Consider the following 10,801-nt stretch of genomic DNA (forward strand, 5'->3'; position numbering starts at 1 on the left):
CGCCGGTAATGGTGCGCGGACACTTACGGGCTAGTTGCTGAGAGAAAGTCGCTCATAAATAGATGCGAGTAGTTAATAGTAAACATTGAAAAACCGAGCTTGGCATTTAAGTAAGTGCCAAGCTCTTTTATTATTCGTAGGAGTCAATAAAAGCTTGCAGTGCTCGCTGATCGACAATTTCTAACCCTTGCTCTCCTTTTCTGATGAAACCTTTGTCTAATAGGTCTTTAACCGCTCTTCGATACACTCTGCTCGATGTGCCAAAACGTTCCGCTTCTTGATTCACTTTATCGAAACCGCCTAACACAGTGTTAGTCTCGCTTTGAACCAATAAATCATACGCAATATTGTAGGTAATTGAGTGTAAAAGACGGTTAGTGTAAATACCCATAGAGTCTTGATAATCTTCCGCCAATGCAGAGGCAAAGAAGAACATCATCCCCGGATTTTCAAGTAGTGCTTCTGCTAATCTCTGAATGCAAATAACATCAACTTGCATGTGTTCATCAGCCACTACGTTCCACTGACAAGGGGTCTGCGTGAAAAACTCCATCTCACCGAAGATATGATAATCACAATTCACTTCGCCCAATTGAAAGCGTCGCCCATTAGCCGCCGAAATACTCATAGAGACTCTTCCAGCGGGCACTACATAAAGATACTGAAGCTGTTCACCTTGACGTAGGATTTCATCATTTTGATTGAAGTAACGAGAGTTAACTTGGTGTTGGTAGATGAGATCTCTAAATTCAGAGCTTTTTTGTTCTAAGTAGTTTTTAAAGCGTCCGCTTGAGTATGGTGCAATCTTCATACTTACTCTCTCATTGCATTACTGCTGTTTATATTCAAACGATTGTAACCACTTAAACCACAGGAGAGAACCCAATAAAAAAGCGACGGTCTCCCATCGCTTTCGTCTTGCATTTATTCAGGCTCTTATTGAGTAATTAATGCTTCCAGTGCCACTAATGACGCTAGCCGCTCTCCTTGCATCATTACCTCTGCCTCATCGACATATTGCCCAACGCCCTCCTTTACATCTTGTTCGTACAAGACAACATTGTTCAAGATAGAAGCGACATTAAGCCCTCTCAAGCGTCCCACGGTAAACAGCGCGGATGTTTCCATGTCTGCACCTAAAATGCCTTTGCCATTCCAGTACTGACAAAGCGCCTTCTCGTCATCGGTATAAAAACTGTCGTGTGAGCGTACCGTGCCCAAATAGTAAGGTGTTGTTTGCTGCTGCAAGAACTTGTCTAGCTCTTTAAGCAGAGAGAAGCTTGCATAGGCGGGATACGACGGCTTAACGTAAGCGGTAGAACCACCCTCATCGCGAACCGCGCCCTCTGCAATAATTAGCTCACCAAGCCCGATATGTGACTGCATCGCGCCTGCAGACCCTACTCGGACAATATGAGTCACACCACAAAACTTAAGCTCTTCTACCGCAATGATCATTGAAGGTGCACCAATGCCCGTGCTGCAAACCGATATCGCTTTACCTTGATATTGACCAGTGAAGATTCGATATTCACGGTTTTCAGAGACCAGTTCAGCATGTTCAAGCAAGTTAGCGATTCGATTCGCTCTATCTGGCTCACCACAAACAATAACTAACGGAGCAATTTGCGTTTCATCAACGCAGATATGAGGTTGCTTTGCCATCTTCACTCCTAAGAAGCCGTTGCTTGAGTTAACGATTTATCACTGTTTCGTTTAGCTGTGCGTGCCCACTCACGAGTACCGTTTGCCGCAATAAACATTAAGATTGCGTATTGAACAGACATTGCGTACACACCCTGCGTCGCATAAATACCAACGCTGATAATGTTAATCACAATCCACAGTATCCAGTTTTCAACATACTTACGTGTCATAAGAACTTGAGCAACAATAGATAGAATGGTCATCGTGGCATCCCAGAATGGGAACGCATCCGGTTCAAGCACTGGCTCCGCTAAATCCGCACCAAATAGATTCAGGCTATCTACCGCGATGTTTGCTAGCGCAAAAAAGAATGGGTCGATGTACATAGTTAACAAAGCAATAGAAATCGCACACGCTACGGCCGTTGCTACTAGTTTATTTTGGCTCAACCAACGAACTTCTAGCGTTTCACCTTGCTCATTAGGACGTGTCCATGCGTACCAACCGTAAATGTTGGCACAGAAGAAGAACAATTGAAGAAGTAGCAGTCCGTATAACTGAATTTGGAAAAAGATAACCGCAAATAAGGTGACATTCAGCAATCCGAACAGGTAGTTAATGGTTTTTTCTTGGCTTGCAAACCAAATACACAACAGACCAAACACGGTGCCGAATGCTTCAATCCAGCTCATTGCGTAGCCATCCCCTATTGGGATATTGACTAAAGTATTGTTGATATCAAGTAGAGCGAATAGGTCCATAGATGTGTCCTTTATTATTTGTTTTAGTGGCACCTATTTTATTGCGCCTCTCCAAATAAAAAGGAGGACATTTGTCCCCCCTAGAATGCATGCGGTCATAAATCAGAATATTAAATCCGGAAAATCAATTTCACGGGAAGATGTCATAGCCCTCCCACAGTCTCGAACTCGAAACTCCAGCACCAGAACAGCCCCCTTCCAAAAACGAAATTTTAGCTTACTGGCTTAACGCCGATATCGCATTGACGGTTACGTTTGAGAAGCGCATGATTTTATCTTGAGCAGAATCGTTGTCTGGCGTGTTAACCGTGTAATCGCCCCAAAACTCGTTCTGTGCAACGTACTCAATTGAATGGCAGGTCACATGAATAAAGTAATTATGTTAGTAATGGGGCTGCTTTTTACCAGTCGATTGTTTGCCAGTATTGTTCCTCATGTTGGTCAACTTGAGCATGATGCGCCTATTCTCCTTCGCTCGGCATTGATTGTAGGGGTTGCGGCTTACGCGGTTTGGAGTGCATTTAAATACTTCAAAAAGATCAAGGCCTCAGATTCAGATCAACTGTAACGGCGAAAGTCCAAAAGCTTTTGAATAAGCCTCTAATTTCGATTACTGATCTGCGAAATAATCGACCAAGATTTTACGCCACTTTCGTGACTCACGAATCTTCAACAGGGCGCGGTTAATCTCTTCTTCGTACACGTTATTTTCAGTGATTATGAAACCGTAGTTGGACTTTTATAACTGATAAAACAACACCGCTATACCAAGCTTAAGTTTGATAGCTAGAAACTGACATAAACTGACTTTGTGCCGACGAACATAACTTTCCGCACTGAGTAATTTGGCTTTCTAGGAAGTAGATATTACGTCTACTTTTCACCCACTGGGCACGAACTTCCAGTTCTTGACCAATCAAAATCGGATGATGAAAACGAGAGGTTAAACTCACCGTCATCGCCTTGATATCATTCTGAAATAGACAATGCAACATCGCGCTGTCATGCAGTGTAGTGACAATGCCACCTTGCATGATGCCATCGTAGCCCTCAGTTTTATCTGTTGGTACAATCTTGGCTCTGGTTTTATATTTAGCTACTGCCTCATGCTTAGTTAAAGTGTCATGCTCGCCAATAGCTTCAAAGCAAATGGCGCTGTCGTTGAAAAAACCTTGGCTGCACACTTGGCAACGCCGATGATTGTGTGGAAAGAAAACCTTCATACTTACCTTTACCCATAGATTGCTAGAGATTGATATGGCTCGACCAAAAAAACATCGCCAGTTGTGTACCCGTACGGCTTACTCTTGTTTTAAGCCCAATGGTGTTCCTATGGACGAGCTTCATAAAGAAGAATTGCTATTGGAAGAGCTCGAAGCCTTGCGCTTGGCTGATCAAGAAGGCCTGAGCCAGCTTGAAGCCGCTGAACAAATGCAGGTGTCTCGCCAAACGTTCGGCAACATTATCAAGCGTGCACGAGCTAAAGTCGCCAAGTGCATCGTCAATGGTCACGCGTTGGTGATTCAAAGTAGTTAATTAACGTGTTAGCCAGAGGTTATTTAACTCAGTGAGCGAGAACTCTGATGCTTACTTCGATACTTAGCTTGATGGCTCAGTAATCTGATACAGCTTTTTGCTTTGCCCTTCACACACATCCTTGCAATTGCATTCACGCTCAATATCTAACTGCGCCAATCCTCCACAGCTGCCTTTGATTGGCTTGCGCGAAAAAATCACGCCTATCGCCATCAATGTAACGACTCCGACAAACCCCAATAGCGTCAACAAAAAGGTCATTGTCGGAACCCTCGAATAGCATCTAGCTGATTAGGCTGTACCATTAGAATCGAAGCTTGTTTTTTGTGCCCGTTTTCGCCGCACGTTTTATTGCCACACCCACTATTTCTCGGCTCGCGACCATAATCGAGATCGGTCACTTCCCGTAGATTGTCGAAATCCAAAGCCCCGATTTCTGCCTTACCTGTCGATGCCAAGACTCGAATATCGTTATTGAACAAGTGCGCCAGCATCTTCTTACCAATATAACGAACCACCACAGATTTCACATCGTAAGAACGGAGAACCGAAATCCATTGCTTCTTTTTATTGCAAGAGGTGTCGGAGTCAATCAAAGGAACAATCTGTTTTATCTGTCGTTGTTCATCGACAATCGCGATCTGTGGGGAACGAGCAAAGTGGTTGCCAACATGAAGGTCGCGACAAGGTACTGCGTATAACATAGTAACTTCCTGTTATTGATGATCAGGAGTTCAGCATACGCCCCATTATTGGCATATGCCAATAACTATCATGTAAAAAATAAGATTTACTGGATCGATAACTAAGATCACAAGCACCCAAACTTACCGTCATCTTCAGCCTATCTCAGTTACCTTTCAAATAACCATATATACTAGGGGGTAGTATTTTTACTGGGGGTATTTTTTGCGTTGTTAATGCCTGTTATCAAGAGCCAAGCTCAAACCCATTACAAAAAGGCCTCGCACAACCGAGAGCTTAATCGACTATTCAACGTCACACACTAGTCTGAATAATGTCGAATTAGGGACCAATCAAAGATGTTTATAGGAAAAATAGGTTGGATTGAAAATCAAGAATTGCAGTCGGCTTCAATGTAAACAAGCTTATAATTTGAAGTGAACAACGCATCGGGTTGTTATAATATAACATCACACTAAATTACCATCATTTCTCATGAAACAGCCATTTATTCTAATCGATGTCATCAATCGCCTCTCCACACGCTATGTAAGCCGTTTCTCGACATGCTTTCGCTCTCTCAAGGGCTTGACTGTTGGCCTAGCATTATTGTGTTTTGCGCCAAATCTATATGCCCACCCTCACTCTTGGATAGAGATGAAAACTCATATTGAGGGAGAGAATGGCATGATCACCGGTCTCTCTATGGAGTGGTCTTTTGATGCAATGACCTCGATGTACATGTTGGATGGAGAAGACGTCTCTGCCGATACAGAAACTGAAACATTCAAAAAGCTCGCTGCGTCTGTAATCGAAAACATGATGTATGAGCACTACTTCACGTACTTTTATGATGGTAAAGAGCCCATCAAATATCAGGTGGTTGAGAACGCAAAGTTTGAGCGTGATAAAGCCAAGATGGTTCTAACATTTGACCTACCACTTTCTAAACCTAAGCCTGTGACACGAAACTCGCTTCGCGTATTGATTTTTGACCCTAGTTACTTTGTCGACATGTCGTGGCTATCCAACAGCGACGTGACATTGTCACCTGAACTAGCAAGACAATGCCATTTAGAATTAATCGAGCCTAACCCGACGCCAGAGCAAATGAGTTATGCAATGTCTTTACCTGTCGATGCAGATCCAGATAACACGCTAGGCCAACTGTTTACACAATCGGTTGAGCTTCATTGTGCGGCGGTTCCCGCTTCTTAGTCGCAGTGGTTCGTTTCAGCCTTTAAGTCAGCGTCTAGCTGATTAAGCATGGCAACTAATTAACAGAAAGATTTCAGATATAGGTTCTTGTTAAATGAAGAAAAATCAATCCAAAATCAATCACTACCTCATTAGTGCTGGCGCGTTCGTGCTTATTGCTATTGGTGCGTATCAACTGTGGTCCATGTGGCCATCGTTAGTTATCTCTAGCATTCAATGGCAAAGAGAAGTCAATTCAGAACTTGCAGACCTGCTCTATGAAGCTAAATCCAACCCTTGGGGCGCAGGCAGTTACCTTATCGGGTTCAGCTTTATCTATGGCATGCTTCATTCTTTGGGGCCAGGGCACGGCAAAGTTATCGTGTCGACTTACTTAGCGACTCACCCAACCAAAGCCAAGGCGAGTTTAGTGCTTACGGCCGTCTCCGCTTTTTTACAAGCATTGGTCGCAATCTTACTAGTAAGCGTGTTGCTGTGGGGCTTTAGTGCTTCCATGCGAGTAGTGAATGACAAAGCGAATATGTTTGTTTCATTAAGCTTTGCCTTAGTCGCGGTCGTCGGCGCACTTATATGTTGGAAGGCTTTGAAAAACATCTACACCGCTATGCGTAAGCCTAAGCTGAAAGTGAAAGCCATCACTACACTCGCAACAGACACAGCTGCGACAATTTCAGCGCGTTCGCCAATGGCACTTCGTTCATCAATATCAGCCCCTTCTCCGATAATCGACGCTACTAGCACAATGCAAGCCGCAGCTAACACTCATGCAGATCATTCTCATGCCGACTGTGGGTGCGGCCACCAGCATGTAGCCGATGCAGACGCAATCAACAAAGCCTCAACGCTCCGAGAATATGCTGGAATTATAGTGACGATTGGCGTAAGACCGTGCACCGGAGCCATCATGGTACTGCTTTTCGCAAACATGGTTGGCCTATATTGGATGGGTGTTGTCAGTGCTTTTGCCATGGCGATTGGTACTGCTTTCACAACCTCGACGATTGCTATAATGACACTAACAGGCAAGAACTTGGTAAAACGCTATTTGGCAGCAGGTAACAAGAATAACAGTGCTTCACTAAAAGCCGCAGGTCATTATTTACAGCTATTCGGTGGTGTTTTACTTGTCTTAATTGGCTTGTTGCTAATGAGTGGACAAGACAGCGGTATGTCGCCTGTTTTCACTATGTAGCGAACGATGTAATAACAAACCTCAGTTTATTGCGACCTTTACCATTTTTACTAAAAAACACTAGCCCTTATCTCTCAAATCTGAATTAACAGCCACATAATTTCTACTAACCTAACTTTGCACAGCCAGTTAGGTTAGTAGTCAGCCATTCAGAACAGCGCGCTCTATGTAGTTCTGTAACAAACCTACATCCAACTTTGATTTTCCTATTCTTAGCTACTCTTTCATAAACTAACTTAGATTGTTCTAACAATATTAGAGCACTATCCCCCTCCTTTTGAAAATAAGGACATAACTTCCGCAATCCAGAAACTACGATCGCACTCTTCCTATTTTGAAAAAAAATAGAGCAGCAGTTTTATCAATTGAGTAACAAGCCGAAATTATACCCAATAAATTTCACATCAAACTCCAAGCCTTTACCTTACAACTACAGATAGAGCTTTCTTCAACCAAATTCTTGGATAACCTATACTCAAAGGTAAACAAATGAAACTATACATTCCGAGCGCCACGCTCAGTGTTTTGTTACTTTCTCCGAGTTTCGCGAGTGCCGAAGATATACCTGATTCACACGAATTGCGTAATTTCTCGATGCGTTCACAAAGCTCTGGGATAGCCCCACCGCAAGAAGTACTCGGCGTTTATGTTGTCAATTCTGGTCCTGGTCTGGATACCGGTTGTACCTATGCTTCTGGCGGACCTCTACTTATCTCTTTACCTGTTCCTATGGTTGTCAGCCCCAACGTTTTACAAAGTGACGGGAGAATTGCCCCAAGTAAACTGGGCGATATGCAGCAAAAAGGCGTTCTCGGTTCTAACGCAAGGATTAGCATGCCGGTCTTCGACATAGACTCCAATGCCAACGTCAGTAATATTGCTCCAGAAATAGATGTCGTATCTTTTAACGGAAAGTCTTTAGGTACGCTGCAAGGCTCTGATAACCGCTGGACGGATACTAACCTTCAAGTCGATATCAGTGATATCAAGTTCGGCCAAAACAATGAGATTCGCGTCGATATTGATACTGGCAATACGGGAGACAACTGGTGTATGTCTGTCGATTGGGTCTCAATCGAGTTTGATGTTGCCATTCCTGTGATTCTTGCTCATGGCATTGCTGCACAATCAGACACTTGGGATGATGATACGGCTCCAGGCGTGCTTTCTACACTTGATGACTATGGCATTCGTTATACTCGTTTCTCTGCTGACAAAAATGGAACCACAGCGACTAACGCTAATATCTTGAACAACAAAATTCAGGGTTTTCTCGATGAGTTGAAATCCGACAAAGTTCACGTCATTGCACACAGTAAAGGCGGGCTAGATACCCAAAACCTCAAAGCACTTAGCCCTTCCTTTGAGATAACCTCCCTTTCTACTTTCTCCACACCTCACCTTGGTAGCGTCGCAGCAGATTTGTCGGTGATAAAAATGGACCACTACGCCGATATCTACAGTTACGTCAGTACCGATCCAAATAATTACGCTGGCAAGTACATGCAACTCCCAAATATTCCGTTTGCGGGTCCTAAAATGCCTGGTATCCGTGATCTAACAACGGATACAGCATCAAACGCGATCCAAATGCGTACTCGCGGCAATATTGCAAATACATTTTCTATTGGGGCAAATGCCGATCTCAACCAAGACGGTGTTATTGAGAAAGATCCTGATATCGTTGGCCTATTCCCATGGGGATCGCGTTGGGCAGGCGTTACCGCTTGGCAGGCGCTAAGAAGCTTTAGTTCTGCGGCCTACCTCGATACTCAAACTCAATCGGTCACAATGCCAAGTGTGCATGGACCACAAGCTCATCCAATCACCATAGTCAGTTACCAAGCCATTCAAACAGTACCGCAAGAAAATGATGTTGTTGTGACCTTGGCAAGCGCTAACCCAAGTTATACCAATGCATTGGGTAACGTATTGACTAACCACTCAACAATGAAAACGGGACAAAACGTTGAACGTTTTCTACAACAAATTATTTCAATGCGCTAAGGAGTGGCCACAATGAAATTCATCAAGCAATTAGTGATGGTGTTCAGTCTTTTCTGTACCTTCATCACACCGGCTATCGCCAGTAATACAATACCCGTTGGGATGAGTACAAGCACGACACTATCTCAACCAGTGACTAGTAACGATAACGAAGTCACAATGCTATTTACCATCGACAAAGCGGAAGCCCTAAAAGCAGAAATCATCGTGCCGTTGGATGATGCAACCGTATATTTAGTCAAGCCTAACGGGCAAGTCGCAACATCATCCAATGATGTGCAAGCGAACATACTTTCAGGTGACACACAAAGTCCGCCGCTACCGGGCAGCTATTTATTTTTGCCTGAAGTAACTAACCCTGAACCTGGCGAATGGAAGATCGTCGTTGATTTTCCAAACCCAAGTTACAACACAGTAATTATTGCTCAGGTTGCGATCCAATCCCCTATTGCGTTTGGCATGGCGATAGCTGCAAACCAATTTGTGGTCGGTGAACCAGTTCCCGTTTCTGCATTACTGACAAACAAAGGGAATCCAATCACAGGTGCCCAAACCAGCGCAGTGATCATTGATGAAGCTGGAATAAAAACACGCCTGACGCTTAAAGATGAGGGTGTCAATTTCGATGCTATTGCTAAAGATGGTGTCTACAGCAATATTTTCGTTCCACCCGCTGAAGGGGATTATCTAATTGAAGGCATAACGTCTTTTGAAGAATATGGAACAACTATCACTCGCCAGACAAGTAAAAAAATCCACGTACTACCCTCTGACATTGAATTTGTCAGCCTCTCACTCGCTCCACTGTTTTCCTCTGAAGGCTGTGTTATTGCCTTAGAGCAGCGCTTGGAACTTGATGTTAAATCCGCGGGGGATTTTGCCATTCATGGTTACCTCACCGATGGAATTGACGAGCTGAACACAAGCAAACGTCTGCAACTCAAACCTGCGAAGCAAATCGTCACTCTACAGTACTCAACTGAAGATATTTTTGGCGCGTTTGATTCAGCGTCTACTTTGACCTCCAACCCGACGATCATCTACGCAATCACTCAAGATGACATACGAATTTCAGCCCCTCGAATTCAGTTTGAAGAATTTATTGATTTAGCATCTTTTGAGCGTTGCCGCTAACCGATTGAAGTCACGGGGAGTTTAGTCACCACACCGACTATGTCGCAAGATGGAACCTACATTGATTCGCTGAGTTTTGAGTTTCCTATTGTTGACTTCGGAGATTCAACCCTTCAATTTCCATTCAACAATGTGACTGCGCATATCGTAAATCAAACTTGGTCTCCAAACACACTGGATTACGACACGTTCTGTGAGTCTTTTACAATATGTGCAGCATGGAGTAATCCACTCACTACATTCAACAACGTAGAAGCCGGTCAAACGCTTAGGTTTACCAACTCTAAACTATTAGAAGCATTAAATGAGAAGAGAGTGTCTGGGTTGAACAAACTAGATATTGCTCTTACCTCTTCTCCCTATGAAAGAAGTTTCTTCATTAACGTTAAGCAGGTGTCATTATTCATCGAGTACTGATCCTAAAACTGAAATAGAATAAGGCCATGCCCAAGGTATCGCTTTGGGCATGGCCTCTCAGAGTGAACGGTGATGAACTTTGCAAGCTTCATATATTTATTCTGTTAGAGCACCCTCAACAGCAGTGATAAAGCACACTAATCACTATAGTGTAGTGGTCAACTGATATTGGCCACGTTCCTAGAGTTTAACCAGAACAATCGTT

The 10,801-nt window shown here is 43.6% G+C and carries 12 protein-coding genes and 1 pseudogene; 6 read left to right on the forward strand and 7 right to left on the reverse strand.

Going from position 1 to position 10,801, the window contains the following annotated elements:
- Positions 1-130 precede the first annotated feature (130 nt).
- From AB6E30_RS20385 to pnuC, 3 genes are all read right to left on the reverse strand, one after another.
- Positions 131-811, reverse strand: coding sequence for a Crp/Fnr family transcriptional regulator (locus tag AB6E30_RS20385; protein ID WP_136978221.1), 681 nt, complete (start codon positions 809-811; stop codon positions 131-133).
- Between the two features lie 125 nt (positions 812-936).
- Positions 937-1,665: a nucleoside phosphorylase gene (locus AB6E30_RS20390; RefSeq protein ID WP_372105030.1), complete on the reverse strand. Its 729-nt coding sequence runs from the start codon at positions 1,663-1,665 to the stop codon at positions 937-939.
- A gap of 8 nt (positions 1,666-1,673) precedes the next feature.
- Positions 1,674-2,408, reverse strand: a complete 735-nt coding sequence (gene pnuC / locus AB6E30_RS20395; RefSeq protein WP_017069647.1) for a nicotinamide riboside transporter PnuC — start codon at positions 2,406-2,408, stop codon at positions 1,674-1,676.
- A gap of 364 nt (positions 2,409-2,772) precedes the next feature.
- Here pnuC and AB6E30_RS20400 point away from each other — a divergent pair, with 364 nt between their 5' ends.
- Positions 2,773-2,976 carry a hypothetical protein gene (locus AB6E30_RS20400; protein WP_017059106.1) on the forward strand — a complete coding sequence of 68 codons (204 nt, stop codon included), beginning with the start codon at positions 2,773-2,775 and terminating at the stop codon, positions 2,974-2,976.
- 42 nt (positions 2,977-3,018) lie between these two features.
- On the opposite strand, the pseudogene AB6E30_RS20405 reads toward AB6E30_RS20400, so the two are convergent.
- Together AB6E30_RS20405 and AB6E30_RS20410 are read right to left on the reverse strand one after the other, a co-directional pair.
- A pseudogene (locus AB6E30_RS20405) lies at positions 3,019-3,147 on the reverse strand (ABC transporter substrate-binding protein); the annotation flags it as partial.
- Positions 3,148-3,181: 34 nt separating this feature from the next.
- Positions 3,182-3,631 (reverse strand): PaaI family thioesterase, encoded by a 450-nt coding sequence (locus AB6E30_RS20410; protein ID WP_102320058.1) that lies wholly within the window; start codon positions 3,629-3,631, stop codon positions 3,182-3,184.
- Positions 3,632-3,665: 34 nt separating this feature from the next.
- Between AB6E30_RS20410 and AB6E30_RS20415 the strand changes: the two genes are divergently transcribed.
- The gene (locus AB6E30_RS20415) at positions 3,666-3,944 is read left to right on the forward strand and encodes a DUF134 domain-containing protein (protein ID WP_029235478.1); all 279 of its coding nucleotides are present in this window, start codon (positions 3,666-3,668) and stop codon (positions 3,942-3,944) included.
- A 63-nt stretch (positions 3,945-4,007) separates the two neighbouring features.
- Here AB6E30_RS20415 and nqrM read toward each other — a convergent pair whose 3' ends face one another.
- Positions 4,008-4,205, reverse strand: a complete 198-nt coding sequence (gene nqrM / locus AB6E30_RS20420) for a (Na+)-NQR maturation NqrM (RefSeq protein ID WP_017059103.1) — start codon at positions 4,203-4,205, stop codon at positions 4,008-4,010.
- A complete protein-coding gene (locus tag AB6E30_RS20425) occupies positions 4,202-4,648 on the reverse strand; it encodes a NifB/NifX family molybdenum-iron cluster-binding protein (protein WP_136982810.1) in 447 nt (148 codons plus the stop codon). The genes nqrM and AB6E30_RS20425 overlap by 4 nt, the downstream gene beginning before the upstream one ends.
- 475 nt (positions 4,649-5,123) lie before the next feature.
- Between AB6E30_RS20425 and AB6E30_RS20430 the strand changes: the two genes are divergently transcribed.
- The 4 genes from AB6E30_RS20430 (at position 5,124) to AB6E30_RS20445 (ending at position 10,179) form a co-directional block, all read left to right on the forward strand.
- Entirely contained in the window at positions 5,124-5,846 is a 723-nt protein-coding gene (locus AB6E30_RS20430; protein WP_136982811.1) for a DUF1007 family protein, read from the forward strand.
- 94 nt (positions 5,847-5,940) lie between these two features.
- Positions 5,941-7,038, forward strand: a complete 1,098-nt coding sequence (locus AB6E30_RS20435; protein ID WP_136982812.1) for a nickel/cobalt transporter — start codon at positions 5,941-5,943, stop codon at positions 7,036-7,038.
- Between the two features lie 489 nt (positions 7,039-7,527).
- On the forward strand, positions 7,528-9,045 hold the full coding sequence (locus tag AB6E30_RS20440) for an esterase/lipase family protein (RefSeq protein ID WP_372105032.1): 1,518 nt from the start codon (positions 7,528-7,530) through the stop codon (positions 9,043-9,045).
- 12 nt (positions 9,046-9,057) lie between these two features.
- Entirely contained in the window at positions 9,058-10,179 is a 1,122-nt protein-coding gene (locus tag AB6E30_RS20445; protein ID WP_372105034.1) for a choice-of-anchor X domain-containing protein, read from the forward strand.
- Positions 10,180-10,801: the final 622 nt, after the last annotated feature.

Source organism: Vibrio sp. 10N.247.311.12, assembly GCF_041467515.1.
GTDB classification, from domain to species: domain Bacteria; phylum Pseudomonadota; class Gammaproteobacteria; order Enterobacterales; family Vibrionaceae; genus Vibrio; species Vibrio crassostreae_C.

Bases quoted from the DNA above. Each gene is read 5' to 3' on its own strand.
- AB6E30_RS20385 (WP_136978221.1), bottom strand. From the start codon at position 811: ATGAAGATTGCACCATACTCAAGCGGACGCTTTAAAAACTACTTAGAA.
- AB6E30_RS20390 (WP_372105030.1), bottom strand. From the start codon at position 1,665: ATGGCAAAGCAACCTCATATCTGCGTTGATGAAACGCAAATTGCTCCG.
- pnuC (WP_017069647.1), bottom strand. From the start codon at position 2,408: ATGGACCTATTCGCTCTACTTGATATCAACAATACTTTAGTCAATATC.
- AB6E30_RS20400 (WP_017059106.1), top strand. From the start codon at position 2,773: ATGAATAAAGTAATTATGTTAGTAATGGGGCTGCTTTTTACCAGTCGA.
- AB6E30_RS20410 (WP_102320058.1), bottom strand. From the start codon at position 3,631: ATGAAGGTTTTCTTTCCACACAATCATCGGCGTTGCCAAGTGTGCAGC.
- AB6E30_RS20415 (WP_029235478.1), top strand. From the start codon at position 3,666: ATGGCTCGACCAAAAAAACATCGCCAGTTGTGTACCCGTACGGCTTAC.
- nqrM (WP_017059103.1), bottom strand. From the start codon at position 4,205: ATGACCTTTTTGTTGACGCTATTGGGGTTTGTCGGAGTCGTTACATTG.
- AB6E30_RS20425 (WP_136982810.1), bottom strand. From the start codon at position 4,648: ATGTTATACGCAGTACCTTGTCGCGACCTTCATGTTGGCAACCACTTT.
- AB6E30_RS20430 (WP_136982811.1), top strand. From the start codon at position 5,124: ATGAAACAGCCATTTATTCTAATCGATGTCATCAATCGCCTCTCCACA.
- AB6E30_RS20435 (WP_136982812.1), top strand. From the start codon at position 5,941: ATGAAGAAAAATCAATCCAAAATCAATCACTACCTCATTAGTGCTGGC.
- AB6E30_RS20440 (WP_372105032.1), top strand. From the start codon at position 7,528: ATGAAACTATACATTCCGAGCGCCACGCTCAGTGTTTTGTTACTTTCT.
- AB6E30_RS20445 (WP_372105034.1), top strand. From the start codon at position 9,058: ATGAAATTCATCAAGCAATTAGTGATGGTGTTCAGTCTTTTCTGTACC.